Here is a 23,941-nt window from a genome sequence, read left to right as displayed (position 1 = left end):
ATCCGCCCCTGCCGATTAGCCCCTGACGCGGCCAAGATCAATCGCCCGGAGCGAGATCAGAAAAAGTTGCAGACTTTTTCGGTTCGATCTCGCGACAAAATAGAAACTTGCGTCCGATTGAGATTTAAATGATCCGGCCGGGGCCTTATGGTGCCGGTCCGATACCAATGGAGATGGTTGATCCCATGATGATCTACCGCTTTTTGTCGGGCGACGACGATTCGGCCTTCTGCCACAAGGTCACCAAAGCCCTCTCGGAAGGCTGGCTGCTTTATGGCGCGCCTCATTACGTCTTCGATGCCGCGACGGGCAAAATGCGCTGCGGGCAGGCAGTGACAAAAGAGGTCGAGGACCAGCCCTACGATCCGGATAAAAAACTCGTCGATTACGTCTGAGCGGCCCATTTCATGGCCATATAGACGCCGCCGGCTTCCAGTTCGTCCAGCATCTGGACGGTCCGCTTGTCCCGCGTGGCGGGTCGTTTGGCGCGGGCGATCCAGCCCAGATAGTCATTGCGCTGATAGGCGGGCCGCCCGTCATAGGCGGCGCGCAGCCCGGCCCTGTCGAGCCGATCCGCTATATCGTCGGGCATAGGCTGGATGGGACGGCTGAGCCGTGATGTGTCTTTGCTCATGACTTCACATATTGGCGGTGATCGTCACCGATGACGCGCTGCGCTCGTGCGGGCCGTGCCAGACCGCCTCGATATTGTTGCCGTCGGGGTCGAGAACGAAGCAGGCATAATAGCCCGGATGGTAGGGTCGTTCGCCGGGCGCGCCATTGTCGGTGCCCCCGGCCGCGAGGGCGGCGGCGTGAAAAGCCTTGACCATTTCGGGGCCGTCGGTCTGAAACGCCAAATGGACCTTGCTCACATAGGTGTCGGCGGCATCGACGAACAATTCGTCGGAAACGAAAAACCTCTCGGTTTCCACTGTCAACTCCCGGCCCAGCGCGCCGAGTGCGGCTCGATAGAAGTTCCGGCTTTTTTCAAGTTCGCGGACCCGCAGGTGCAAATGGTCGATAAGCCGTCCTCGGTGAAACTGCATTGTGAATTTTCCGATTTGATCGTTGGTGTGTAATACATAGCCATGCTAACAGTTAGCAATGCTAAATGAAAGAGCAATCCGTGTCCCAGTCTCATAAGGCGCGAGCCCTGCAATTGCTCCATCGCACCATCCTGCCGCTCGACAGGGCGTTGCAGGCGGCCGACCGGCAGACCGGTTGCAGCGCGGCGCAGCTTTCGGCGCTTTCGGTTATCCATTTTTTGAAGGCCAATACGGTTGGCCGTCTTGCGGCACAGGAAAAAATCTCGGCGCCGACGGCCTCCCGGCTGGTCGAGGGCCTGGTTCGCCAGGGGCTCGCACGCCGGGTGGATGGCAACGACCGCCGCTCGGGTCGCATCGAGGTCACGGCGGCCGGCCTTGCTGCGGTCGATCTTGCCTGTGGCGCGCGCGAAGCCATTCTGGCCGATCTGCTCAAGGGGTTCAGCGAAGAGGAATGGCTGCAATTGCGCGCCGTTGCCGGCGCGTTGGCGCGAGAGCTCAATGTCGGACCGCAGTCGGTTCATCCCGACGGATAAAGCCCGCGCAGGCATACCTGCCGAAGAAAAGCGGAGCGCATGCTGACATCAAAAAGCCGCCCTGGCGGGGATAATCGGGCCCGCCAGGACGATTTCGAGCGCTTCCAGAATAAGTGGACACCACTTATTCGGTTCGGAAGCGCGGCGAAACAAGGACTTAGATCAAGTCCGCGATTCGAAGACCCGAAGGGCAGCGCAAGCGAAAAGCGGATTTGATCTAAAGGAGGCCATGATTCCGACCGACAGTTTTTCACTTATCGTTATCGGCGGCGTCGCTCTTGTCGCCTTCTGGCTGGTTTTCTCGCTGGTGCGGAAAATGTTCGGACTGGTGCTGCTCGTGGCGCTAGCTGTTGGCGCATGGGTGCTCTGGAGCAATCCGCATCTGCTCTATTCGGTCAGCGGCGGCCTTCTGGGCGCCCCTTAGGCCGGATCGCGCACCGCTTCGATGGCCGGGAGAAGCACGTTTTCGTAGCTCTCCTGGTCGAGCGGTCCGACATGCTTGAACCGGATGACCCCGTCATTGTCGACGACGAAGGTTTCCGGCACGCCATAAACGCCCCATTCAATGCCCACCCGACGGTCCCGATCCGCGCCGATACGGTCGTAGGGATTGCCTAGCTCGTCGAGAAACGCCCTGACATTTTCCGCCGGGTCGTCATAGTTGAGCCCATAGATTTGCACCGGCTTGTCGGCCAGATCCATCAGAAACGGATGCTCGGCGCGGCACGGCACGCACCAGGACGCAAAGACATTGACGACCACAACGCCATTGCCGGCCAGATCGGCTGTGGCAAATCCGGGCTGATCGTGCCCCTCGACAGGAGGAAGGTCGAATTCGGGCACCGGCTTGTCGATGAGCGCCGACGGCACGAAACTCGTCGAGCGTCCCATCTGCGAGGCAAAAACGCCAAGCAGGGCTGCAAGGACAATAAGCGGCAAGACCGCCAGCCCGATCCTTACTGATGGTTTCATTGCTGCCTGCGCGCCCGTCGCGCTGTTTCGAGCACCTCCACCCGCGTCTTTGCCGCGCGAGCGGAAAACACCGTCCAGCCGATCAGCCCACCGACAACGACGATCGTTCCGGCATAAGCTGCGGCGATAAATTCCCAATGCTGACCAAGGTCGATCATGCCTGCTCTCCCGCGCGGGCCCGCGCCAGTTCCAGCGATCTTATGCGGCGTTTGGTGATCTCGGTGCGCATGCGCACCAGATGCAGCGTCAGAAACAGAAGCGAAAACGCCAGCGTCATGACCAGCAGCGGGATGAGGATCGCACTATCAACGGTCGGGCCATCGGTCCTGAACACGGATGCGGGCTGGTGCAGGGTCTGCCACCAATCGACCGAGAACTTGATGATCGGAATATTGATGGCACCCACCAGCGTCAGCACCGCAACGATGCGCGCCGCCTTGAGCTGATCATCGAACGCCCGCCATAGAGCGATCAGTCCCAGATAAATGAAGAGCAGGACCAGCGTCGAGGTCATCCGCCCGTCCCATTCCCAGAACGTGCCCCAGGTGGGCCGGCCCCACATCGCCCCCGTGAAAAGGGCCAGCGCGGTAAAAGCGGCACCCAGCGGGACGGCAGCCTTCTGGCTGACATCGGCCATGGGATGGCGCCAGACCAGCGTTCCGATGGCCGAACAGAACATGACCGCGTAACAGAACTGGCTGAGCCATGCGCTGGGCACGTGCACATACATCATGCGCACCGTATCGCCCATCTGATAATCGGCGGGCGAGCCAAGGAACGAAAAATACAGGCCCACGACAAAAGCCAGCACCGTGACGACCGAAAGTGGCAAAACAAGATGGCGCGACCACCCCATGAACATCCCCGGATGGGCGATGCGGGTGAACCATCCCGGCTCGGCGGGTTTGGGCTGGGTCTGAACCATCTATTCCCCGGAAATCCTCAGCGCCAGTGCCGCGGCGAACGGCGCAAGCGTTACGCTTAAAAGACTGAGCGCACCGAGCAGCAGCAAAGCCTGGGACGATCCGCCCAGCCGCGCCACGTCGAACGCACCGGCACCGAAAATAAGCACTGGCAGGCTCAGCGGCAAGACAAGAACCGGTGCAACCAGCCCTCCGCGCTTGAGGCCAACTGTCACAGCGGCGCCGATCGCGCCGAAAGCGGCCAGTGCAGGCGTGCCGAGCGCGAGCGAAAAAACAGCCAGCCAGAACCCCTGCCCATCGAGCCCCAGCATCAGGGCCAGAACGGGCATTGCAACGATCAACGGCAGTCCGGTGAGCAGCCAGTGCGCGAAAAGTTTGGCGGCAACAACCACCTCGAGCGCAATCATAGCGTGCCGGAAAACGGCAAGGCTTCCATCGTCGAAATCGCTGCGAAACAGGCGCTCATTGGACAAAAGCTGCGCCAGAAGCGCAGCGACCCAGATGATGGCCGGCGCGAGTTGAGCGAGAAGGGGGCGGTCCGGGCCAACCGCAAACGGCATCAACACGCCCACGATGACGAAGAACAGCACCAGGGTCAGAAGGTCCCCACCCTGGCGCAGACCCAAGCGGAGATCGCGAACGATGATTGCGCCCAGCGCCTTCATTGCGCCGACCCGCCCAGCTGGAGTGTCTTCACATTGCCGTCAACGGCGATATCGAGATGAGTGGCGATGACCGCCAGCCCACCCTGTCGCAAATGATTGGAAATCAGCGCACCGATCCAGGCCGCGCCGGCGGTGTCGAGCGCGCTGGTCGGCTCATCGAGCAGCCAAAGCGGTCGCCGCACGGCGATGAGACGCGCCAATGCCAGGCGCCGGGTCTGGCCGGCCGAAAGGAGGCCTGCATCGATACTACCCAATTCCCCCAGCCCGGCCTGAGACAGGGCCGCCTCGACATCTGCCGGCTTTTCATCGAGCACATCGGCCCAGAACCTTAGATTTTCAGCAACGCTGAGCCCCGCCTTAATGGCCGGCGCATGCGCGACATAGTGCAAATGCCCGTATGTCGGCGCCTCGGGATCAGATTGCAGATACTCAATGCGCCCCGCTACCGGATCCAAAAGCCCGGCCAGGGCCATCAGCAATGTGCTTTTGCCGGCCCCGTTCGGGCCCCGCAGCATAAGGGCGGTCCCCGCTTCCAGCGAAAAGCTCAACTCTGTCAGAATGGCCCGCCCGCCCCGGCTCAGCGACAGGGCGTTAACGCCAAGGCCAGTTTCCGGCATGCGGGAAAGCCCTTCAATGATCATGCCAAAGCTCTATTGAACCAAAGTCCGGGCTGGCAAGTGCAAATTGGATTCATTATAGAGAGGGCGAAAAAGGCGGGGGAGAAATCATGCTTTCTCGCTTCATGCCTCCGGACGAGCCGGTGGCCATTGCAGCGTTGCACCGTTTTCGACGCGAAATTGGCCGTTTGGCCCGGTCTCAATCGGGGGTACCCGCAACCCTATTGAGACAAGGCGGACCGCGTGACCGAGACATCCAATAGCTTTAAGACCAAAACGAACCTCACCGTTGGAAACAAGGCCTATACGATCTTTTCCCTCGCCGAGGCAGAAAAGAACGGATTGGATGGCATTTCCCGCCTGCCCCATTCGCTGAAGGTCGTTCTGGAAAACCTGTTGCGCTTCGAAGATGACCGCACCGTCAAGGCGGCGGATATCAAGGCGGTCAAGGCCTGGCTCGAGGATCGCGGCCGCGCCGGCCATGAAATTTCCTACCGCCCCGCGCGCGTTCTCATGCAGGACTTTACAGGCGTTCCCGCCGTTGTCGATCTGGCCGCCATGCGCGATGCCACCGCAAAGCTCGGCGCCGATCCCCAGAAAATCAATCCTCTGGTCCCCGTCGATCTGGTCATCGATCACTCGGTGATGGTCGACTATTTCGGCACGCCCGGCGCGTTCGAACAGAACGTCGAAAAAGAATATCAGCGCAATGGCGAACGCTATGAATTCCTGCGCTGGGGTCAATCCGCGTTTGAAAACTTCCGCGTCGTGCCTCCCGGAACCGGCATCTGCCACCAGGTGAACCTCGAATATCTGGCTCAGACCGTCTGGACCAAAAAGGAAAACGGCGAAGAAATCGCTTATCCCGACACTCTTGTCGGCACCGACAGCCACACCACCATGGTCAACGGCATGGCCGTCCTGGGCTGGGGCGTTGGCGGCATCGAGGCCGAAGCGGCTATGCTTGGCCAGCCGATCTCCATGCTGATCCCCGAAGTGATCGGTTTCAAATTCACCGGAAAACTGCCCGAAGGCACCACCGCGACCGACCTCGTGCTGCACGTCGTCGAAATGCTGCGCAAGAAGGGCGTTGTCGGCAAGTTCGTCGAGTTCTTCGGAGCGGGCCTGTCCAACCTCTCGCTCGAAGACAAGGCAACGATCGCCAACATGGCGCCCGAATATGGCGCGACCTGCGGTTTCTTCCCGATCGACAGGGAAACCATCAAATACCTCAACGATTCCGGTCGCGAGCCCGATCGCGTGGCGCTGGTCGAAGCCTATGCCAAGGAACAGGGCATGTTCCGCGCCGACAATGACGAAGATCCGGTCTTTACCGATACGCTCGAGCTTGATCTGGCAACAGTGGTTCCCTCGCTGGCCGGCCCCAAGCGCCCGCAGGACCGCGTTGCCCTGACCGATGCCTCGACCGCGTTCGTCAAGGCACTCGATGAAATCGCCGGGGGACGCAAAACTTCGCCCGAGCCAGAATCCAAGGGCGATTCGCGCTATATGGACGAAGGTGCCACCGGCGTTCACGACACGCCTGAAGACAACGAGAACCACGGCTATGCGGTGAACGGCGCGGACTACCGGATTGCCGATGGCGACGTGGTAATTGCCGCAATCACATCCTGCACCAACACGTCCAACCCCTCGGTGCTCATCGCCGCCGGTCTGGTGGCACGCAAGGCCCGCGAAAAGGGTCTCAGGCCCCAACCCTGGGTCAAGACTTCGCTGGCTCCCGGCAGCCAGGTCGTGACCGAATATCTCGAAAAGTCCGGCCTGCAGGAAGACCTTGACGCCATGGGCTTCAACACGGTCGGTTATGGCTGTACCACCTGCATCGGCAATTCCGGACCGCTGGACGAAAACATCTCCAAGACCATCAACGACAACGATCTGGTTGCCGTATCGGTGCTCTCGGGCAATCGCAATTTCGAAGGCCGCGTCAATCCTGACGTGCGGGCCAACTACCTCGCTTCTCCCCCGCTGGTCGTCGCCTATTCACTGCTGGGCAAGATGACCGGCGACATCACCACCCAGCCGCTCGGCAACGGGTCGGACGGACAGCCTGTCTATCTCAAGGATATCTGGCCCGCATCGACCGAAGTCGCCGAAGTTCTGCGCTCCGCAATTTCCGTCGACATGTTCAAGCGCCGCTATGGCGATGTGTTCAAGGGCGACAAGCGTTGGCAGGAAATCAAGGTCGACGGCGGGGAAACCTACAAGTGGAGCTCATCGTCCACCTATGTTCAGAACCCTCCCTATTTCGAGGGCATGACCATAGATCCCAAGCCGGTGACCGACATCGAGAACGCCCGCGTTCTGTCGATCTTCCTTGATTCCATCACCACCGACCACATCTCCCCGGCCGGCTCGTTCAAGTCCGGCACGCCCGCCGGCAAATATCTGATGGATCGCCAGGTCAAGCCGATCGATTTCAACTCGTTCGGCGCACGCCGGGGCAACCATGAAGTGATGATGCGCGGCACTTTCGCCAATATCCGCATCAAGAACCAGATGCTCGATGGTGTTGAAGGCGGCTTTACCAAGTCACCGTCGGGCGAAGTGGTGCCGATCTATGACGCGGCCATGGAATACAAGGCCCAGGGCACGCCTCTGGTGATTTTTGCCGGCAAGGAATATGGCACGGGCTCGTCACGCGACTGGGCGGCCAAGGGAACGACCCTTCTCGGCGTTCGCGCCGTAGTCGCCCAGAGCTTTGAGCGTATTCACCGCTCGAACCTGGTCGGCATGGGCGTCCTGCCACTGGTCTTTAACGAAGGCGTTTCCTGGCAGTCGCTCGGCATCAAGGGCGACGAGACCGTCTCGATCCGCGGGCTGAGCGAAATCGAACCGCGCCAGACCCTCGAACTCGACATCACCTTTGGTGACGGCCGCAAGGAAATCGTGCCCGTTCTGCTGCGCATCGATACGCTGGACGAGCTCGAATACTACCGCCACGGCGGCATCCTGCAATATGTGTTGCGCAATCTCGTCGCCGCATAATAGGCTTTGCACGAAACGAGAAAGGCGGCCCATGGCCGCCTTTTTTATTGCCCGAGATCGGGAAGGCTAAATGCCCAGCACCATCTTGAGCCCGATGACACCGAGAAAGATCAGAATCATTTTATCGAACGCAGCCTGGCTGAGTTTGCCCGAAAGCCATTGCCCCACCGGCATGAACAGGAATGTCGGGATCAGCGCAAACAACCCCTGCAAAAGCCATTCGGGACGCAGCACACCGGCAATCCACAGCGATGGCGCCTGCACAACAGCAAGCACCATAAACATCGCCGAAACCGCATAGACATGCGCGTCGCGTCCGAACCGCATGGCGTGGATGAAGGTCACCCCGATCGGGGCGGAGATCCCCGTCGCGCCGTGCAACAGACCAGCACCCAAGCCGGCCGGCATGGCCCAGCGTTTGGCCGCTTCCGGACCAACAGTAAAATGGGGCTTGAGCAGCCGCAGCGCCAGATAGCCGAGCAGCAATACACCCAGCGTCAATGCCAGACCACGTTCAGGGGTCGCCGTCAGGAACCATGTCCCCCCGATCACCCCGACGACGCAAAGCGCCAGCATCGGACCAAGGAACCCCAGCCGATCGTCGTGCCGTGCGTGCCGAAAACGATAAAGCTGCGAGGCGTTGGAAACCAGAATGGGAATGAGCAGCACCGCAACGGCGTGCTGCAGCCCGAAGGTCGCCGCGAGAAACGGGATCGCAATGAGCGGCATGCCCATCCCGGTTGCACCCTTGGAGATGGCACCGGCGCCGACCGCAGCAAAGATGATGGCGAGTGTAATGAAATCCATGGGAAAGCGAGGCCGAAGGCGGGACGGGCAAAAGGAAGCCCCTTGCTAGACCAGTTGGCCGACCAAGACAATCAAACCTTTGAGCCGGTATTCGCTCCTCAGCGCGACCGGACCTCGGGGGCTTCCATCAAATGCCGCTCGACCTGACGCAGATGCTGATACATGGCGCGGCTGGCTCCATCGAGATCGCGCTGCTCGATTGCTGCGATAATCTGGTCGTGTTCGGCAAACGAATGGTGATCCTGGGGAGGGCGGTCCGAACTGGAGCGCAACAATCCCCAGACCACCGCGCGCCGCACCGCGTTGAGCGCATCGAAAAGCGCCAGAAGCAAGCGATTGTCGGTCGCCTCGGCTATGCACCGGTGAAATTCGTTGTCAGCCGCTTCATACTGCCGCCACGTTCCGGCCCGGTGCGTTCGCTGAATACAGCGATGCATCGCTTCGACATGGCGCGAGGTTGCGTTGAGCGCAGCCTCCCGCGCGATGATCGGCTCGATGAGCAACCTTGTGCGCATGACTTCGGCGGGATTGGTTTCCCGGTCGATCTCCGCAAGACTGAGCACTTCGATAGCCCGGCTGCCGGTAAAAGTGCCCTTGCCCACATGGCGCCAGAGCTGGCCCTCCGCCTCAAGCGTCGCCAGTGCCTTGCGCAGATCGGCCCGCGAGACGCCAAGCTGCTCGGAAAGTTCCCGCTCCGCCGGGAGTCTGGTATCGGGCGGAAAATTATGGCGCGTCAGCCAGGCGCGTAGTTGAACCAGCGTTGCGCCGTTCCCCTCGTCGATTTCCTGTGTATCGTCAGCCATCGTCACCCCGCAACCAATTTGAATTGGTTTGATACCTAAGTCGGATAATTTCGGCAAGTCAATCCATTTTTCGCAGCCAATTTTATGATCTGTTCTACGCTTCCGATCCGCTCTTTCGCCTGCAACACGGCCATATCTCCATGTTTTCAATAGGTTAAGAGCTACAAGTCGCCGTCATCTCCATCAACGTCGCGGAGATTGACGTTAAACCAATTACGTGAAAATATTCAACCATTCTCGATTTGGTTGCAGCAAGGAGGGCCGCATCCTTATCTGGAGACCGATTTTCACAAGGGAGGAGAAACTTATGAAGATCACGCGCAGACTGTTCACCATGACCAGCGCCGCAGTCGCTCTGAGCATTTCGCTCGGCGCCGCACCGGCTCTGGCTCAAAATGCGCCCATACGAGTGGCTATGGGCGACATCGCCAGCGTCGAGAGCCTCGGATTGCTCGTTGCCATCGAGCGCACCAAGGAACGCGGCGTGCCCATGGAGCTGACTTTCTTTAACTCTGAGGACGTTGCGACCCAGGCGGTCGTCGGCGGCCAGGCCGATATCGGCGTGGGGGCGCCCTATGCGTTCATCCAGAACTCAAACGCGCCCATCCGCATGTTCTACCGCATGACGACGCTTCTGTTCTTCCCAGTCGTCAATTCTGAGGTCTATTCGAGCTGGGCTGACCTTGACGGCGAGGAGGTCACCGTGCACTCGCGCGGTTCGGGCACCGAGGCCCTGATGCGGCTCATGGAGCAGAATGAGGGCATCACCTTCTCGAACCTCAGCTATGTCCCGGGCGCTGAAGTGCGGGCCGGCGCGCTGTTGCAGGGTACGATCAATGCCACCATCGTTGATGCCGCTTCCATGCGGCTGCTCGAGGATCAGGCACCCGGCAAGTTCATGCAACTTCCCGTCGAGGGCGTTAATGCCACCGACGAAGCGCTCTACGCTAACACCAGCTTCCTCGAAAGCCGCACGGAGGACCTGGCGGTGTTTGTCGAGGAACTGATCGGCACCTGGGAAGACATCAACGAAAATCCCTCGCTGGTGGCCGAGTGGCGGACGCAATACGACCTGCTGCCCGATCTCCCAGCCGAAGCTGCCGGCGACATCGAGCAGTTCTATACCGAAGCGGCCGAAGGCGGCGTATTGCCGCTTGGCGGCGGCACGCCCGAGGACGTCCTTGACGATCTCGCCTTCCTTTCGGCGGCCGGCCAGGTCGAAGCGCCTGGCGAAAATGTTGATGCCTCGATGTACTGGGACTTCAGCGCCCTGGACGCTGCCCGCCAGTAGTTAGGGGGATGAGCGCGTGGGGACGAAATGCCCCACGCGATCTGATCGGTTAAACATATCCAGGTACAATCATGTCCACACTGAACACCGCCGACGCGGCCTTGCTGCACAATCGAACAGATGCACCCGGTTTCGCCTCACGCCTGGCCGGGATTCCGCTGATCTGGAAGGTGCTCTCGGTAGCCCTTTTCGCTCTGGCCTGGGAAATTGCAGGCCGATCAGGCTTCAATTTTTCCTTCCCGACCTTTTCGGCCACCATATCTGCCTTTTGGGAAATGGTCGTGGACGGCTCGATGGGCATGGCCTATCTGCGCACCCTCGAGCCGCTGCTCATAGGGCTTGCCTTCTCGTTGCTCGTCGGGGTCACCATGGGCGTTGCCATGGGCCTGCGTGAAGACGTGGAATGGCTGGCGCTGCCGATATTCATCGTCATGCAGGCGGCGCCCATGGCGGCGTTGATCCCGCTTGTGACCTTTATCTACGGGATCAGCCTGACGGCCAAGGTCGTCGCTGTCGTCATGCTCGCCATGCCGGTTATCACCATCAATTCCTACAAGGCCGTACGAAACGTTCCCGGATCTCTGGTGTCCATGTGCCATTCGTTCATGGGCACCCGGCGCCAGCAGATCTGGTACGTGGTGATTCCCGCAGCCAGTCCCATGATGTTTGCCGGGTTGCGCCTTGGCGTCGCCGAAGGCTTTTCCGGCGTCGTGCTCGCCGAATTGTTGATTACCCCCACCGGCATCGGCGACCTCATCACCTTCCACCGTTCGGTGGCCAATTTTGCCCATATGTACGCGACAATCGCTTCCATCGTGTTGTTCGCGGTGATCGCCGTGGGCCTGCTGCAATGGGTCGAAACCCTGCTGTTCCGCCCGGAAAAACGGAGTGTGAAATGAAAATCGCGACCCCCGATATGATTGAAAAAGGAGCCAGCCCCGTGGGCGCGTCCAACAAGATCATCGAAGTCAGAAACATCTCGAAAATCTACGGCACCGAGGTCGTGGCCCTCAAGGACATCAATCTCGATTTCCGGGCCGGCCAGCTCACCAGCCTTCTCGGTCCCTCCGGGTGCGGGAAGACCACGCTGCTCAAAATCATTGCCGGGCTTTTGCCGGCAACCCAGGGGGAAGTGCTGGTCAACGGCAAAAAGATTTCCGGCCCGGGCCCCGAGCGCGCTTTCGTGTTTCAGGATTTCGCGCTGCTGCCCTGGGCCAGCGTTCTCGACAATGCTGCGTTCGGCCTCAAGATGCAGGGGATGGGAAAATCCGAGCGTGAGGAAATCGCCAACCATTATGTGCGGGAAGTCGGGCTCGATGGCTTCCAGAAAAGCTATCCCCACCAGCTTTCTGGCGGCATGCGCCAACGGGTGGGGCTGGCCCGCGCGCTTTCGGTTAACGCCGATGTCCTGCTGATGGACGAACCGTTCTCGGCCGTCGACGAGCAGACACGGCGCAAGTTTCAGGAAGATCTGATCCGACTGCGTGAGGTGGAGAAAAAGACCTTCATCTTCGTGACCCATTCCATCGAGGAAGCGGTCTATGTTTCCGACCGCATCATTTTGCTCTCGCCGCGCCCTGGTCGGGTGTCCGAGATCATCGATCCCGACATTCCGGGCGATATCGGTCCCGATGAACTGCGCCGCAACGAGGTCTATCTCGAAACTGTCGAGAGCATCTGGCACGGCATCAAGAAATATGTGGAGTAAACCATGACGATCAATGGATTCAAACTCCCCAAGATGGCGGCACTTATCGTCTGGCTCGTGGTCTGGGAAATCGTGGGGCAGTTCGACCTGCTCATGCTTTTCCCGCCCTTCTCGTCGGTGCTGATGGCCATGGGCGAGGTGGTGACCTCGCGCAGCTTTGGCAATGCGGTCTGGATCACCCTCTCCTGCTACGCGATGGGCATGGGCCTGGCGCTGGTCGTCGGTATCACGATCGGTATCCTCATGGGACTGTTCAAGCCGATCGACGACATGCTCAACATGTGGGTCAACGTCTTCCTGTCGGCACCCCTTTCGGCACTGGTCCCGATCTTCATGATCCTTTTTGGATTGGGTACGCCGACCGTCGTCGTCACCGTCTTCATGTTTGCCGTCTGGATCATCGTGCTCGACACAAGGGCCGGCGTGCAGAACATCTCCCCGTCGCTGATCGAGATGTCCCATTCGTTCGGCGCCAACCGGTTTGAGCGGGCCAGGATCGTCCTTCTGGCCGCGTTGCCCGAAATCCTCGCCGGCATCCGGCTGGGCATGGTGCGTGGCGTCAAGGGCGTCGTCATCGGCCAGCTTCTGGTGTCGATCATCGGGGTCGGCGCCCTGTTCGCGCTCTACCAGCAAAACTTCCTCATGTCCCATTTTTGGGCCCTGATCGTCCTTCTATTCACCTTTGCACTGACTATGGCGGACCTGATCGGCCGGCTGGAAAAGCGCATCGAATACTACGCACACGTTAGGAGTTGAAATAATGAACGAGAGTGCACTCAAGACCGCCGGCGCCAACTTCGTCGTCGCCCCCAACCCCGTGCCAACGCTGCCCGTCGAAGGAACGGCAGATGTTTTCCCGGTCAACCGTATCTTCTGCATTGGCCGCAACTATGCCGCCCATGCCGTTGAAATGGGCCACGACCCCGATAAGGAGCCACCCTTTTTCTTTTTCAAGCATGGCGGCGCAGTGATTTCCGATGGGACTTTTCCCTATCCCACTGAAACCTCTGACGTGCATCACGAAGTGGAAATGATCGTCGCTTTGGGCAAGGGCGGCACCGATATCGCGGTTGAAGACGCTCTCGATCACGTTTTCGGCTACGGGGTTGGGCTCGACATGACCCGCCGTGACCTGCAGGCCGATGCCAAAAAGCTCGGTCGTCCCTGGGAAGTGGCCAAGAGCTTTGAAGCATCGGCCCCCTGTGGTCCTCTGGTTCCGGCCAGCCGCATCGGGCATCCCGATCAGGGCGCGGTCGTGCTCAAGGTCAATGGCGAAACGCGCCAGGAAGGCGACCTCAACCAGATGCTCTGGAAGGTGCCCGAAATGATCTCGATCCTGTCGCGCTTTTTTGCCTTGCAGCCCGGCGACATCATCATGAGCGGAACCCCATCGGGCGTCGGCGCCGTGTCCCGCGGAGATACGATCGTGGCCAGCGTCCAGGGGGTAGGCGAGATCAGCATCGACGTAGTCTAATACGAATCAGGCGGAGCGCGGACAGGATCGCGCTCCGCACAATTCCGGGCAAGCTGGGGACAAATTTCTATGTTGAACGTCGATCCGGGGCAGGCTGCTTTTCTGCTCGCTACCCTGCTGGCCACCGGCGCGATCGCCGGCGTCATCTCCGGCCTTCTCGGCGTGGGTGGCGGCATTGTCATTGTGCCTGTGCTGTTTTTCGTCTTTCTTGCGCTCGACGTGTCCGAGGCCGTGCGCATGCACGTTGCCGTCGGCACATCGCTCGCCACCATAATCTTTACCGGCTTTATGTCGGCACGCTCGCACTGGAAACGCGGAAGCGTCGATACGGCCCTGCTGCGCAGCTGGGGGCCGTGGATCGCCTTTGGCGTCGTCGCAGGAACCGTGATCGGGGGAAATGTTTCGGGCACTGTCCTGACGCTGGTGTTCGCCGCCATCGCCGCATTGGTAGCGATAAACATGGCCTTCAAGCCGGCCGATGCGGCCAAGCCCCGCCCGATGCCGGGAACACCGCTCAAGCAGGTTCTTTCAACAATTATTGGCCTGATCTCGGTGATGATGGGGATTGGCGGCGGAACGCTCGCCGTTCCGATCCTCTCCTTTTTCACCTATCCCATCCGCCTGGCAGTCGGCACCGCCGCCGCCATCGGCCTCATCATCGCCATTCCCGGAACGATAGGCTACGCCCTGTTCGGACTTGGCGCCGCCGACTTGCCACCATTCTCGCTCGGCTATGTGAACCTGGCCGGATTGATCGCGATTATCCCCACCTCGATGCTGACAGCACCGCTGGGGGTCCGGCTCGCTCACGCTATTCCACAGCTGGCCCTGCGCTGGTGTTTTGCAGGCTTTCTGGCGATCACTTCGATCCGCATGATCACCAGCGTCTTTTAGACAAGGTAAAAATCGCCAAACAAAAAGGGCCGTTCGGCCCTTTGATCTCAAGGCTCTTACGCCTTGAATTTTTGGAGCGGGCGATGAGATTCGAACTCACGACCCTAACCTTGGCAAGGTTATGCTCTACCCCTGAGCTACGCCCGCACTCCAATCCCGGCCCGCCCCTTGGCGGCACCGCGATGGGCGCCTATATGCCCAACCGAAATGACAATTGCAACCCATATTTTCGCGCTTATCCATAACGCGCCTGCCATGGCGGCAGACAGGCAATCGCTTTGGGCTTTTGCACCGGCGCCCGGCTTGGTGTAAGGCTCGTCGCAAATATCGGAACCAGACCGAAGGCCAGAAAAGGCAGCACCAGATGGACCTCAATCTCAATGCACAGCAAGCCCCGGCTCACGATGGGCTGATCGTCGCATCCTCGACGGCGCGCTTTCAGGCTGATGTCCTCGAAGCTTCCATGCAGCGCCCCGTCCTCGTTGATTTCTGGGCGCCATGGTGCGGCCCCTGCAAGCAATTGACGCCGGCATTGGAGAAGGTCGTCACCGCACTTGGGGGCAAGGTCGGGCTGGTCAAGATCAACGTTGACGAAAACCAGGCCCTGGCAGGACAGATGGGCGTGCAATCGATTCCCGCCGTCTTTGGTTTTATCGGCGGCCGCCCGGCTGATGGTTTCATGGGTGCGTTGCCGGAAAGCGAGATTGCCCGATTTGCCCAAAAGCTCATCGACATGGCCGCCAAGGCCGGGGTCGGTGGACCGTCGGAAGAGGAAAGCCAGATCACAGCCGCCATGGAGGCGGCCCAGGTTGCGCTCGAAGCCGACGATTTCGAGCGCGCCTATCAGATCTTTGCCACCGTGCTCCGCCATGTTCCCGACAATCTCGATGCTTTGGTTGGCGTCGCGACTGTTCAGTTCCGAACGGGTGATCGCGACGGCGCGCGTAAAACGCTTTCGATGCTCCCCCAAGATCAGAGCCATGCCGCCGCCGAAGCGCTCGAAACGGCAATTTCACTCGAGCAAGAGGCCGAAAAGCTCGGCGATGCGACCCAACTCGAGCAAGCGCTCGCGTCAGATCCCGACGACCATCAAGCCCGGTTCGATCTGGCGATGATTCGCAATGCCAGGGGAGACAGGCTCGCTGCCGTGCAGGCGCTGATCGCCATCATGGAGCGAGATCGTGAATGGCAGGACGATGGCGCACGCAAAAAGCTGCTCGAGTTTTTCGAGGCCTGGGGAGCCAAGGATGCCGCAACGCTCAAGGGGCGTCGCATGCTGTCATCGCTTCTGTTTCGCTGACGCGCGCTCCGCAAGCAGTTTTGGACCCGGCCTCCGGGCCGTATAAAATTCGCAATGGCTTCAGTACAGAGCCAAGAGAGGAACTATCATGCGCCGCCCGGCCTCGACATCGGAACTGCCCGATATGCTCGCGCTCTTTCCGCTGAGCCGCGCGTTGCTGTTGCCCGGCTCACATCGACCGCTCAATGTGTTCGAACCGCGCTTTGTCGCCATGGTCGACGATGCACTGGCCGGAAACCGCATGATCGGTCTGATCCAGCCCCGAGACACGGCAGAAGAAGCGCCCCGCGGACAGGTGCCGTTGGAAAAAATCGGCTGCATCGGACGAATCACCCATTTCGAGGAACAGGCGGAAAGCCGCTATTTCATCATCCTTGAAGGCGTTTGCCGATTCGCACCCATCGAGGAGTTGACGACAGCCACGCCCTACCGCCAGGCGCGCATCGACACCTCCGAATTTGCCACTGATTTTACCCCCGAGCTCGGCGAAGATGCCGTCGATCGACCCCGGCTTCTCACCGTGCTGCGCGCCCATGCCGAGTTTTCCGACATAGAGGTCGATTGGGACGAGATCGAAGACATGGCGACCGGCGAACTGGTTGATCTGGCCGCCATGCTGGGCCCCTATGGCGGCCCTGAGAAGCAGGCCCTGCTCGAAGCCCGTACGCTCGTCGAACGCGCCGAAACCTTGATGGCACTCGCCGAAATTGAGATGGCGCGGGCCCGGTCGGGTGTCGTTCTGCAATGACATCCCCGGACAACCCCTCGCCGGACGACAATCCGCGCTATAGGCTCGATCCCCGCACCATCGAGATGCTCGTCTGTCCGGTCACCAAGACGCGGCTGACCCTTTCAGCCGACAGCACGGAACTGATCTCCATTGTCGCCCGATATGCCTTTCCCATCCGCAAGGGGGTTCCCCTGCTGGTCATCGACGCGGCACGCCGGATCGACGAGGAGGAAGCCGAAGCGTTGCGCACCCGGCCGGCGACGGACAATTAGAGCGCCAGGCCCTTGAGCAGTTTGGCGCCGGAGGCGCCCGCCGCCCGCGTCATGAACGCATCCTTGAGCGGATCGATACGGTCGACCAGCGAGAGCCCGAAGTCGCGAATGGCCCTGATGGGAGCAACATCATTTGAAAACAACCGGTTGAGCCCATCAGTTGCAAGCGCCATCAGCGCAGTATCGGTACGCCGCCGCCGCTCATAACGCTCAACCACCGCCATCGATCCCAGATCTTCACCCAACCTTGCGGCATCGACCAGGACCTCGGCAAGAACTGCCGCGTCACGCAGCCCCAGATTGAGCCCCTGCCCTGCAAGCGGATGGATCACGTGAGCGGCATCGCCCACCAGCGCCAGCCGTGGCGCGGCGAGCCGATGAGCAAGGACGAGGCTCAAGGGGAAACTCTGAACGGGCTCTGCGATTTCGACAGCCCCGAGGACCGATCCCAGGCCCGCCTCGATCCGCTGTGCGAGGGCATCGGGCGACATGGCGACCAGTGCTTGAGCGGTTTCGGGTTTTTCGGTCCACACCAGCGAAGAGCGATTCCCGGCCAACGGCAATGACGCGAAAGGACCGGCGGGCCGAAAATGCTCGTAGGCCACGTCATGGTGGGGCTCGGCGTGGCTTATCGTCGTTACGAGCCCCGACTGCCGATAATCATGGGAGAAGGTCTTGATCCCGGCCAGCCCGCGCAGCATCGACTTGCCGCCGTCAGCCGCCACCACCAGCCCCGCCGACAGGCTCCGCCCGTCTTCAAGTATGATCTGGCCACTTGCCGGCCCGGCGCTGAATGCGGAAACAGAACCCGGCTCGATAATGGATACCCGGTCCTGAGCCGAAGCGATCAGGCTGGCGGCGCTCGCCGTATTGGGCACCATATGCGCAAAGGGCTCCCCCGCCCCCCGAGGACCGGAAAAATCGAGAAACACTGGTCGGCTGATATCGCCCGCCCCTGAATCGGTGATCTTCATCTCGGCAATCGGGTTGGCCGCATCCACCATCCCGTCCCAGACGCCAATCGCCTCAAACAAGTGACGCACGCCCGCCGCAATGGCCGATGCCCGCGAATCTTTGGGCACCTCAAGCGTGCGTCGGTCGAGCAGGCCCACAGTCATGCCCGGGACAAACCGCCTCAGAGCAATGCCCAGCGAAAGCCCCACCGGACCACCACCTACAATCAGCACATCAAAAGGTTGGCCCTGGCCAGTCTGCGCCATCATCAAGGCTCCGGATCGTTTCGGGTCGAGCATGCGTCTGCAAGCGGCGCGAAGCAAGGTGAGTATTGCCGCACGCCTGCATTGGCCCCCTTGTGCTTTTTAATTCACCAATCATTAAAGAATCAAACAAAAAGCGCCTATTTTTTGGGCAGTCGAAATTGTGTCCGGAATTGGGCATGGTCGTGTGGTCATAATGAACCCCTTTTATATCAATGGCTTAGCTCGAAAAATTACCGGTTGGCACGGCTTTTGAGTCCTTACCTCGCGTGTCAGGTGCGGAACTCGGAAAGGAGCACCCATGAAACTGCTAATAGCAATCATAAAGCCATCGCGGCTCGAGGAGGTCCGGCAGGCCCTCAATTCGCTCGATGTGCACGGCATGACCGTAACAGAGGTCAAGGGGTACGGACGTCAAAAGGGTCACTCCGAGATCTACCGCGGTACCGAATACGCCGTTCACTTCCTCCCCAAGCTCAAGGTTGAGATCGCCGTGGATGCCGCTCAGGTCGATGCAGTTGCCAGCGCCATCAAGGACTCCGCCCAGACGGGCCGCATCGGTGACGGCAAGATTTTCATTCTCGATCTCGAACAGGCCATCCGCATCCGCACCGGCGAAACCGGAACGGAAGCCCTCTAAGTGCCTGGCGTCCAACTAGGAGAAGGACAATCATGAATTTCAAGACAAGCAAATTGCTGGGTGCGGCGGCGCTAGCCTCCCTGCTCATAACACTGCCCGCGTTGGGGCAGGACGCCGAGGTGGCCGAGGAAGTGGTTGAGACCCTTTCCGAGGGTGTTTCCGCCGACGTCGTTTTTATTCTCAACTCGTTCCTGATGATTTTCGGCGGCGTGCTGGTGATGTGGATGGCAGCGGGCTTTGCCATGCTCGAAGCCGGTCTGGTGCGCACCAAGAACGTGTCGATGCAGCTTCTCAAGAACATCTCGCTCTTTTCGATCGCTGCGATCTTCTACTATCTCATCGGCTACAATCTGATGTATCCGCTGGGCAACTGGACCATCGGCTCCGATGATACCGGTGGCTATCTGGGCGCCTTCGGCATCGGCATTCTCGAAGCCGTAGGCATCACGGCCGACGACGCAGACGATTTCGGCTATGCGGCAACCAGCTCGGACTTCTTCTTCCAGGTCATGTTCTGCGCCACCACCGCATCGATCGTTTCGGGCACGCTGGCCGAACGAATCAAGATCCTGCCGTTCCTGATCTTCACGGTCATCCTGACGGCGCTGATCTACCCGATCCAGGCTTCCTGGAAATGGGGCGGCGGCTTCCTCGATGCCATGGGCTTCCTCGATTTCGCCGGTTCGACTGTCGTTCACTCGGTCGGTGGCTGGGCCGCGCTTGCTGGTGCCATCCTGCTCGGCGCCCGCATCGGCAAGTACAATCCCGACGGCACGGTCAACGCGATGCCGGGCTCGTCCATGCCGCTTGCCGCGCTCGGCACCTTCATCCTCTGGATGGGCTGGTTCGGGTTCAACGGCGCATCCCAGCTGGCGATGGGCTCGGTCGGCGACGTGGCCGACGTTGGCCGCATCATGGCAAACACCAATGCCGGGGCTGCCGGTGGCGCGGTTGCCGCTCTGATCCTCACAGCGATCATCTACAAGAAGGTCGATTTGACCTTCGTGCTCAACGGCGCCCTTGCCGGTCTGGTTTCGGTGACCGCCGAACCTCTCACCCCGGGTCTGGGCACTGCATCGCTCATCGGTGCGGTCGGCGGCGTCATCGTCGTCTTTGCTGTCCCGCTGCTCGACAGGCTCAAGATCGACGACGTCGTCGGCGCCATTCCCGTCCACCTTCTGGCCGGCATCTGGGGCACCATTGCGGTTGTCTTCACCAACCCCGATGCGAACCTTGGCGTGCAGCTGCTTTCCATCGTGGTCGTGGGCATCTTCACGTTCGTGGCCAGCTTCATTGTGTGGCTGATCCTCAAGGCGACGATGGGTCTGCGGCCCTCCGAAGATGATGAGGCCCTGGGGCTCGACAAGGCTGAAGTCGGCGTCGAAGCCTATCCCGAATTCCGGTAATCCGAACTTGAGGTCCGGGCATCAGCCCGGACCTTTTCTGTCGCTGAAGACGGCATGCAGCCCATATCCCTCTTGACCCCACATCAAAGAGGCCTTCCCACTCGCAAATGATATGGGCTGCATTCCCTCTTCAGCTTCTCATGCCCCCAAGCAGGGGATTTGACCCCGCCCCAGAAGGTGGGGTTTTCCTTTGGTGGCAAATTACCTCACTTCGCTAATCCAAGGTTAACCATGCACGACTAGGGTTGTCGCCAAATGGTATTGCGTAAACCGACCGGCCGCTCGATGACCCTGCATCCTTCTCCGCATCTGGACGACAGCCACCGCTCAACCCCGGTGCTTTCGATCACCATCCCCGTGCGAATCATCGGGATCGCCGTCGCGCTTGTCTGTGCGCTGGCTCTTGTCGCCCTCGCCTCATGGTCGGTCGACGATCCGTCCTTTTCCTATGCCACCGATAAGCCTGCAGAAAACTGGCTGGGCTTTGCCGGCGCGGCCTTGGCCGATATCGGTTTTCAACTCCTCGGACTTGGCGCACCGGTGCTGCTTTTGCCGCCGCTCCTGTGGTCGTGGTCGATGATTCGCCGCGTTGTTCCCTCCTATCTCGGCCTGCGGCTGACGGGCTGGCTGCTCGGGACTATTTTGGCAACGGGTATGTTTGCGTGCTTTCCCTCGCCGGAGAGCTGGCCCTTGCCCCTCGGGCTGGGCGGATTTGTCGGCACCGGGTTTACCAATCTGTTCACCGCCCTCGCCGGCGATCCTCCCCAGGGGTGGGGAGCCATTCTCTACGCTGTCCTGCTTGGTGTTCCCGCTCTGGGGCTGCTGTGGCTGTCGGCGCGCTCGCGGCCCGCATTCGAAAGCGATTTGCCGGTGCCGGCCAAAACCGCCTCGCGTCGCAAGAAAACCTCCGAGCCTGAGCCCGAAACTGACGACACCGCCGATTCCAGCGGTCTTTTCGACGTAGCTATCGGCTTTGCCGCTCATACTTTCTACGGTGCGCGGGCCGCACTAAAGCGGATTTTCCGCCGCAAGCCATCCGACCAGATGCCAGCCCGCAGCTGGCAAACCAACGATTTCGAGCCCCAACTCGATAGATCCATTCCTTTCGATCGCCGAACGGCAAGCTCCGAACCCCCATCCGCGCGCGATTGGGACGAGGGCTCCTATGACGACTATGAGGACGAGCACGCGCCCGCGGCCGCTCCTCGCCGCGAAGCCGACGACATTGCCCGCATGATCGTTGAGCACCCCTCAGGGGGACGCGCCCGCGTCGCGGCACCGTCTCCCCGCCCCGCTCCCTCTCCGCGCCAGATCCGCGAGGCTCAGACCTCGTTTCTCCCCGCCGACGGATTCGAGCTCCCGCCGCTCGAACTGCTCGCCGCCCCCAGTTCAACCCAGATCTTGCCAGAGCATAATCCCGATGCACTTGAAGCCAATGCCACGCGGCTGGAAGGCGTGCTGGAAGATTTTGGCGTCAAGGGCGACATCATTAACGTGCGCCCTGGCCCGGTGGTCACGCTCTACGAACTCGAGCCAGCGCCCGGCATCAAATCGAGCCGCGTGATCTCGCTGGCCGACGACATCGCCCGTTCCATGAGCGCCATCTCGGCTCGCGTGGCGGTCGTGCCGGGCCGCAACGCCATCGGCATCGAGTTGCCCAACAAGACGCGCGAAACCGTTTTCCTGCGCGAGCTTCTGGCCTCCATCGATTTCGACAAGGCAAAGGCCAAGCTGCCAATCTGTCTGGGCAAGACAATCGGCGGCGAACCGATCATCGTCGATCTGGCCCGCATGCCCCATTTGCTTATTGCCGGTACGACCGGTTCGGGCAAGTCGGTCGGGATCAATACGATGATCCTGTCGCTGCTCTACAAGATGAGCCCCGAGCAGTGCCGGCTCATCATGATCGATCCCAAAATGCTCGAGCTCTCGGTCTACGATGGCATCCCTCATCTGCTGACCCCGGTCGTGACCGACCCCGCCAAGGCGGTCGTCGCCTTGAAATGGGCAGTGCGCGAAATGGAGGACCGCTACAAGAAGATGAGCAAGATCGGTGTGCGCAACATCGATGGGTTCAACGCCCGTGTCGCCGAATCGGCGGCCAAGGGCGAAGTTCTGACGCGCACGGTTCAGACCGGCTTTGACCGGGAAACCGGCGAGGCGATCTTTGAGAGCGAAGAATTCGATCTCGAACCGCTCCCCTTCATCGTGGTCATTGTCGACGAGATGGCGGACCTGATGATGGTGGCCGGCAAGGACATCGAAGGTACGATCCAGCGGCTGGCCCAGATGGCCCGCGCCGCCGGCATTCATATCATCATGGCCACCCAACGCCCCTCGGTCGACGTCATCACCGGCACGATCAAGGCCAATTTCCCCACTCGCGTCTCGTTCCAGGTCACCTCCAAGATCGATTCGCGTACCATTCTGGGCGAGCAGGGTGCTGAACAACTGCTGGGCAATGGCGATATGCTCTATATGGCCGGCGGCGGGCGCATAAAGCGCCTTCACGGCGCATTCGTAGCCGACAATGAGGTCGAAGACATCGTCGCGCACCTCAAGAGCCAGGGTACGCCCGAATATCTCGAGTCGATCACCGCCGAAGACGAGGACGGGCAAGGCGGATTCGATGACGATGGCGGGTTCGGTGGATCCGGCGACGAGCTTTACGACAAGGCCGTCAATATCGTGCTGTCCGACAAGAAGGCCTCGACCTCCTATATCCAGCGCCGGCTTTCAGTGGGCTACAACAAGGCCGCAACGCTGATCGAGCGCATGGAGCAGGAAGGAATCATTTCCCCCGCCAACCACGCGGGCAAACGCGAAGTACTGATCGGCGACAACGCCGACGGCTATTGAGCGATCGGGAACCTCCCCGGTACACGATGAATTTACCCGCCGGCCCCGGGGGTTCGTGGTCTTGCCGCAATTGGCGACTACCCCAACAATCCAAGGGGCCGACCCGCCTGTACCGAAATGGAGTCCTGGAAATGATTCGCCTCGCCGCCGCAATTTTGACAGCGGGCATCTGCGCGCTTGCACTGGCCATGCCTGTCAGTGCCCAATCCCGCGTGCTGACCCCTGATGAAGAATTTCTCCTCCAGGAAATATCGACCCACAATACCGAAATCCGGACCATGGCGGGTCGGTTTGTCCAGATCGACAGCCAGGGCGGGCAGATCGAGGGCACATTCTGGCTCAAGCGCCCCGACATGGTCCGCTTCCGTTACGCACCGCCGAGCCGCGAAGAAATCATATCCCAGGGCCGTGGCTTTTATGTCATCGACCGCCAGGAACGCACCCAATACGCCTATCCGCAGGACAACGTGCCGCTGCGCCAGTTCCTGGGGGATGAGGTCAGCCTGATCAATTCCAACCTGTCCGACGTCGTACTGTCGGAAACCCACGTGTCGGTGATGATTGTTGATGAAAGCCCGATCGGCACCGTCCAGGTTTCATTGATCTTCGACCGCGAGACACTCGATCTCGTCCAATGGAGCCTTATCGAACCGTCGGGCGTGGAGACCACGTTTTCGATTACCGAGACCGAAAAGGGCATCGAGATCCCCGATCAGTATTTCCGCATCGATCCCACCTATCGGTCAGTCAACGCCCAGAACTGAGCGCGGAAAAG

The 23,941-nt window shown here is 60.4% G+C and carries 27 protein-coding genes and 1 tRNA gene; 17 read left to right on the top strand and 11 right to left on the bottom strand.

The genetic code is table 11. The features are described from left to right. The first annotated feature begins 185 nt into the window (after positions 1 to 185). Positions 186 to 395 carry a DUF1737 domain-containing protein gene (locus tag ACP148_RS16985; RefSeq protein ID WP_425033596.1) on the top strand — a complete coding sequence of 70 codons (210 nt, stop codon included), beginning with the start codon at positions 186 to 188 and terminating at the stop codon, positions 393 to 395. On the opposite strand, the gene ACP148_RS16980 is transcribed toward ACP148_RS16985, so the two are convergent. After that, the gene (locus ACP148_RS16980) at positions 386 to 634 is read right to left on the bottom strand and encodes a YdeI/OmpD-associated family protein (RefSeq protein WP_425033595.1); all 249 of its coding nucleotides are present in this window, start codon (positions 632 to 634) and stop codon (positions 386 to 388) included. The two genes, ACP148_RS16985 and ACP148_RS16980, sit on opposite strands and share 10 nt — an antisense overlap. Positions 635 to 638: 4 nt before the next feature. Continuing rightward, a complete protein-coding gene (locus ACP148_RS16975; RefSeq protein WP_425033594.1) occupies positions 639 to 1,046 on the bottom strand; it encodes a VOC family protein in 408 nt (135 codons plus the stop codon). Between the two features lie 80 nt (positions 1,047 to 1,126). Here ACP148_RS16975 and ACP148_RS16970 point away from each other — a divergent pair, with 80 nt between their 5' ends. After that, entirely contained in the window at positions 1,127 to 1,579 is a 453-nt protein-coding gene (locus ACP148_RS16970; protein ID WP_425033593.1) for a MarR family winged helix-turn-helix transcriptional regulator, read from the top strand. Between the two features lie 229 nt (positions 1,580 to 1,808). Further along, positions 1,809 to 2,003, top strand: a complete 195-nt coding sequence (locus tag ACP148_RS16965; protein WP_425033592.1) for a hypothetical protein — start codon at positions 1,809 to 1,811, stop codon at positions 2,001 to 2,003. On the opposite strand, the gene ACP148_RS16960 is transcribed toward ACP148_RS16965, so the two are convergent. From ACP148_RS16960 to ccmA, 5 genes are read right to left on the bottom strand one after another with little or no spacing between them, the layout of a single operon-like run. Beyond that, the gene (locus tag ACP148_RS16960) at positions 2,000 to 2,551 is read right to left on the bottom strand and encodes a DsbE family thiol:disulfide interchange protein (protein ID WP_425033591.1); all 552 of its coding nucleotides are present in this window, start codon (positions 2,549 to 2,551) and stop codon (positions 2,000 to 2,002) included. The two genes, ACP148_RS16965 and ACP148_RS16960, sit on opposite strands and share 4 nt — an antisense overlap. After that, on the bottom strand, positions 2,548 to 2,709 hold the full coding sequence (gene ccmD, locus ACP148_RS16955) for a heme exporter protein CcmD (RefSeq protein WP_425033590.1): 162 nt from the start codon (positions 2,707 to 2,709) through the stop codon (positions 2,548 to 2,550). The genes ACP148_RS16960 and ccmD overlap by 4 nt, the downstream gene beginning before the upstream one ends. Then, on the bottom strand, positions 2,706 to 3,476 hold the full coding sequence (locus tag ACP148_RS16950; protein WP_425033589.1) for a heme ABC transporter permease: 771 nt from the start codon (positions 3,474 to 3,476) through the stop codon (positions 2,706 to 2,708). Before ACP148_RS16950 ends, ccmD begins: the two co-directional genes overlap by 4 nt. Then, on the bottom strand, positions 3,477 to 4,139 hold the full coding sequence (gene ccmB / locus ACP148_RS16945) for a heme exporter protein CcmB (RefSeq protein ID WP_425033588.1): 663 nt from the start codon (positions 4,137 to 4,139) through the stop codon (positions 3,477 to 3,479). After that, positions 4,136 to 4,780 carry a heme ABC exporter ATP-binding protein CcmA gene (gene ccmA / locus ACP148_RS16940; RefSeq protein WP_425033587.1) on the bottom strand — a complete coding sequence of 215 codons (645 nt, stop codon included), beginning with the start codon at positions 4,778 to 4,780 and terminating at the stop codon, positions 4,136 to 4,138. The genes ccmB and ccmA overlap by 4 nt, the downstream gene beginning before the upstream one ends. Positions 4,781 to 4,999: 219 nt before the next feature. On the opposite strand from ccmA, the gene acnA reads away from it, so the two are divergent. Next, positions 5,000 to 7,765, top strand: coding sequence for an aconitate hydratase AcnA (acnA, locus tag ACP148_RS16935; protein WP_425033586.1), 2,766 nt, complete (start codon positions 5,000 to 5,002; stop codon positions 7,763 to 7,765). 66 nt (positions 7,766 to 7,831) lie between these two features. Here the strand turns inward: acnA and ACP148_RS16930 are convergent, their stop codons facing one another. Together ACP148_RS16930 and ACP148_RS16925 are read right to left on the bottom strand one after the other, a co-directional pair. Continuing rightward, the gene (locus tag ACP148_RS16930; RefSeq protein ID WP_421951802.1) at positions 7,832 to 8,572 is read right to left on the bottom strand and encodes a sulfite exporter TauE/SafE family protein; all 741 of its coding nucleotides are present in this window, start codon (positions 8,570 to 8,572) and stop codon (positions 7,832 to 7,834) included. Between the two features lie 98 nt (positions 8,573 to 8,670). Beyond that, positions 8,671 to 9,375 (bottom strand): FadR/GntR family transcriptional regulator, encoded by a 705-nt coding sequence (locus ACP148_RS16925; protein WP_421951803.1) that lies wholly within the window; start codon positions 9,373 to 9,375, stop codon positions 8,671 to 8,673. Between the two features lie 307 nt (positions 9,376 to 9,682). Here ACP148_RS16925 and ACP148_RS16920 point away from each other — a divergent pair, with 307 nt between their 5' ends. From ACP148_RS16920 to ACP148_RS16895, 6 genes are all read left to right on the top strand, one after another. Beyond that, positions 9,683 to 10,666, top strand: coding sequence for an ABC transporter substrate-binding protein (locus ACP148_RS16920; protein WP_421951804.1), 984 nt, complete (start codon positions 9,683 to 9,685; stop codon positions 10,664 to 10,666). 71 nt (positions 10,667 to 10,737) lie between these two features. Beyond that, entirely contained in the window at positions 10,738 to 11,565 is an 828-nt protein-coding gene (locus ACP148_RS16915; RefSeq protein ID WP_421951805.1) for an ABC transporter permease, read from the top strand. Continuing rightward, positions 11,562 to 12,374 (top strand): ABC transporter ATP-binding protein, encoded by an 813-nt coding sequence (locus tag ACP148_RS16910; RefSeq protein WP_421951806.1) that lies wholly within the window; start codon positions 11,562 to 11,564, stop codon positions 12,372 to 12,374. The genes ACP148_RS16915 and ACP148_RS16910 overlap by 4 nt, the downstream gene beginning before the upstream one ends. 3 nt (positions 12,375 to 12,377) lie before the next feature. Continuing rightward, a complete protein-coding gene (locus ACP148_RS16905) occupies positions 12,378 to 13,130 on the top strand; it encodes an ABC transporter permease (RefSeq protein WP_421951807.1) in 753 nt (250 codons plus the stop codon). Between the two features lie 4 nt (positions 13,131 to 13,134). Next, entirely contained in the window at positions 13,135 to 13,848 is a 714-nt protein-coding gene (locus ACP148_RS16900) for a fumarylacetoacetate hydrolase family protein (RefSeq protein ID WP_421951808.1), read from the top strand. A gap of 69 nt (positions 13,849 to 13,917) precedes the next feature. Continuing rightward, complete coding sequence (locus ACP148_RS16895) at positions 13,918 to 14,742, top strand: sulfite exporter TauE/SafE family protein (RefSeq protein WP_421951809.1); 825 nt, start codon at positions 13,918 to 13,920, stop codon at positions 14,740 to 14,742. A gap of 72 nt (positions 14,743 to 14,814) precedes the next feature. On the opposite strand, the gene ACP148_RS16890 is transcribed toward ACP148_RS16895, so the two are convergent. Next, positions 14,815 to 14,889, bottom strand: a tRNA-Gly gene (locus ACP148_RS16890). A 217-nt stretch (positions 14,890 to 15,106) separates the two neighbouring features. On the opposite strand from ACP148_RS16890, the gene ACP148_RS16885 reads away from it, so the two are divergent. The 3 genes from ACP148_RS16885 (at position 15,107) to ACP148_RS16875 (ending at position 17,044) form a co-directional block, all read left to right on the top strand. Next, on the top strand, positions 15,107 to 16,042 hold the full coding sequence (locus tag ACP148_RS16885; RefSeq protein WP_421951810.1) for a tetratricopeptide repeat protein: 936 nt from the start codon (positions 15,107 to 15,109) through the stop codon (positions 16,040 to 16,042). Positions 16,043 to 16,130: 88 nt separating this feature from the next. Next, complete coding sequence (locus tag ACP148_RS16880; protein WP_421951811.1) at positions 16,131 to 16,790, top strand: LON peptidase substrate-binding domain-containing protein; 660 nt, start codon at positions 16,131 to 16,133, stop codon at positions 16,788 to 16,790. Continuing rightward, the gene (locus ACP148_RS16875) at positions 16,787 to 17,044 is read left to right on the top strand and encodes a Trm112 family protein (RefSeq protein WP_421951812.1); all 258 of its coding nucleotides are present in this window, start codon (positions 16,787 to 16,789) and stop codon (positions 17,042 to 17,044) included. Before ACP148_RS16880 ends, ACP148_RS16875 begins: the two co-directional genes overlap by 4 nt. On the opposite strand, the gene ACP148_RS16870 is transcribed toward ACP148_RS16875, so the two are convergent. Beyond that, positions 17,041 to 18,267, bottom strand: coding sequence for an FAD-dependent monooxygenase (locus tag ACP148_RS16870; protein WP_421951813.1), 1,227 nt, complete (start codon positions 18,265 to 18,267; stop codon positions 17,041 to 17,043). The genes ACP148_RS16875 and ACP148_RS16870 overlap by 4 nt on opposite strands. 295 nt (positions 18,268 to 18,562) lie before the next feature. Here ACP148_RS16870 and ACP148_RS16865 point away from each other — a divergent pair, with 295 nt between their 5' ends. The 4 genes from ACP148_RS16865 to ACP148_RS16850 all read left to right on the top strand — a co-directional run bounded on the left by ACP148_RS16865 (position 18,563) and on the right by ACP148_RS16850 (position 23,930). Further along, the gene (locus tag ACP148_RS16865; RefSeq protein WP_014132444.1) at positions 18,563 to 18,901 is read left to right on the top strand and encodes a P-II family nitrogen regulator; all 339 of its coding nucleotides are present in this window, start codon (positions 18,563 to 18,565) and stop codon (positions 18,899 to 18,901) included. 32 nt (positions 18,902 to 18,933) lie between these two features. After that, a complete protein-coding gene (locus ACP148_RS16860; RefSeq protein ID WP_421951814.1) occupies positions 18,934 to 20,307 on the top strand; it encodes an ammonium transporter in 1,374 nt (457 codons plus the stop codon). Between the two features lie 255 nt (positions 20,308 to 20,562). Then, on the top strand, positions 20,563 to 23,166 hold the full coding sequence (locus ACP148_RS16855; RefSeq protein ID WP_421951815.1) for a DNA translocase FtsK: 2,604 nt from the start codon (positions 20,563 to 20,565) through the stop codon (positions 23,164 to 23,166). 131 nt (positions 23,167 to 23,297) lie between these two features. Beyond that, the gene (locus ACP148_RS16850; protein ID WP_421951816.1) at positions 23,298 to 23,930 is read left to right on the top strand and encodes a LolA family protein; all 633 of its coding nucleotides are present in this window, start codon (positions 23,298 to 23,300) and stop codon (positions 23,928 to 23,930) included. Positions 23,931 to 23,941: the final 11 nt, after the last annotated feature.

Source organism: Pelagibacterium sp. (assembly GCF_965249125.1).
Taxonomy (GTDB): Bacteria; Pseudomonadota; Alphaproteobacteria; order Rhizobiales; family Devosiaceae; genus Pelagibacterium.
The sequence above is the reverse complement of the archived record's forward strand: the minus strand, read 5'-3'. Positions and strand labels throughout refer to the sequence as shown.

Coding starts and splice junctions, on each gene's coding strand:
- ACP148_RS16985 (WP_425033596.1), top strand. CDS start 186: ATGATGATCTACCGCTTTTTGTCGGGCGACGACGATTCGGCCTTCTGC.
- ACP148_RS16980 (WP_425033595.1), bottom strand. CDS start 634: ATGAGCAAAGACACATCACGGCTCAGCCGTCCCATCCAGCCTATGCCC.
- ACP148_RS16975 (WP_425033594.1), bottom strand. CDS start 1,046: ATGCAGTTTCACCGAGGACGGCTTATCGACCATTTGCACCTGCGGGTC.
- ACP148_RS16965 (WP_425033592.1), top strand. CDS start 1,809: ATGATTCCGACCGACAGTTTTTCACTTATCGTTATCGGCGGCGTCGCT.
- ACP148_RS16960 (WP_425033591.1), bottom strand. CDS start 2,551: ATGAAACCATCAGTAAGGATCGGGCTGGCGGTCTTGCCGCTTATTGTC.
- ccmD (WP_425033590.1), bottom strand. CDS start 2,709: ATGATCGACCTTGGTCAGCATTGGGAATTTATCGCCGCAGCTTATGCC.
- ACP148_RS16950 (WP_425033589.1), bottom strand. CDS start 3,476: ATGGTTCAGACCCAGCCCAAACCCGCCGAGCCGGGATGGTTCACCCGC.
- ccmB (WP_425033588.1), bottom strand. CDS start 4,139: ATGAAGGCGCTGGGCGCAATCATCGTTCGCGATCTCCGCTTGGGTCTG.
- ccmA (WP_425033587.1), bottom strand. CDS start 4,780: ATGATCATTGAAGGGCTTTCCCGCATGCCGGAAACTGGCCTTGGCGTT.
- ACP148_RS16930 (WP_421951802.1), bottom strand. CDS start 8,572: ATGGATTTCATTACACTCGCCATCATCTTTGCTGCGGTCGGCGCCGGT.
- ACP148_RS16925 (WP_421951803.1), bottom strand. CDS start 9,375: ATGGCTGACGATACACAGGAAATCGACGAGGGGAACGGCGCAACGCTG.
- ACP148_RS16920 (WP_421951804.1), top strand. CDS start 9,683: ATGAAGATCACGCGCAGACTGTTCACCATGACCAGCGCCGCAGTCGCT.
- ACP148_RS16915 (WP_421951805.1), top strand. CDS start 10,738: ATGTCCACACTGAACACCGCCGACGCGGCCTTGCTGCACAATCGAACA.
- ACP148_RS16910 (WP_421951806.1), top strand. CDS start 11,562: ATGAAAATCGCGACCCCCGATATGATTGAAAAAGGAGCCAGCCCCGTG.
- ACP148_RS16905 (WP_421951807.1), top strand. CDS start 12,378: ATGACGATCAATGGATTCAAACTCCCCAAGATGGCGGCACTTATCGTC.
- ACP148_RS16900 (WP_421951808.1), top strand. CDS start 13,135: ATGAACGAGAGTGCACTCAAGACCGCCGGCGCCAACTTCGTCGTCGCC.
- ACP148_RS16895 (WP_421951809.1), top strand. CDS start 13,918: ATGTTGAACGTCGATCCGGGGCAGGCTGCTTTTCTGCTCGCTACCCTG.
- ACP148_RS16885 (WP_421951810.1), top strand. CDS start 15,107: ATGGACCTCAATCTCAATGCACAGCAAGCCCCGGCTCACGATGGGCTG.
- ACP148_RS16880 (WP_421951811.1), top strand. CDS start 16,131: ATGCGCCGCCCGGCCTCGACATCGGAACTGCCCGATATGCTCGCGCTC.
- ACP148_RS16875 (WP_421951812.1), top strand. CDS start 16,787: ATGACATCCCCGGACAACCCCTCGCCGGACGACAATCCGCGCTATAGG.
- ACP148_RS16870 (WP_421951813.1), bottom strand. CDS start 18,267: ATGATGGCGCAGACTGGCCAGGGCCAACCTTTTGATGTGCTGATTGTA.
- ACP148_RS16865 (WP_014132444.1), top strand. CDS start 18,563: ATGAAACTGCTAATAGCAATCATAAAGCCATCGCGGCTCGAGGAGGTC.
- ACP148_RS16860 (WP_421951814.1), top strand. CDS start 18,934: ATGAATTTCAAGACAAGCAAATTGCTGGGTGCGGCGGCGCTAGCCTCC.
- ACP148_RS16855 (WP_421951815.1), top strand. CDS start 20,563: ATGGTATTGCGTAAACCGACCGGCCGCTCGATGACCCTGCATCCTTCT.
- ACP148_RS16850 (WP_421951816.1), top strand. CDS start 23,298: ATGATTCGCCTCGCCGCCGCAATTTTGACAGCGGGCATCTGCGCGCTT.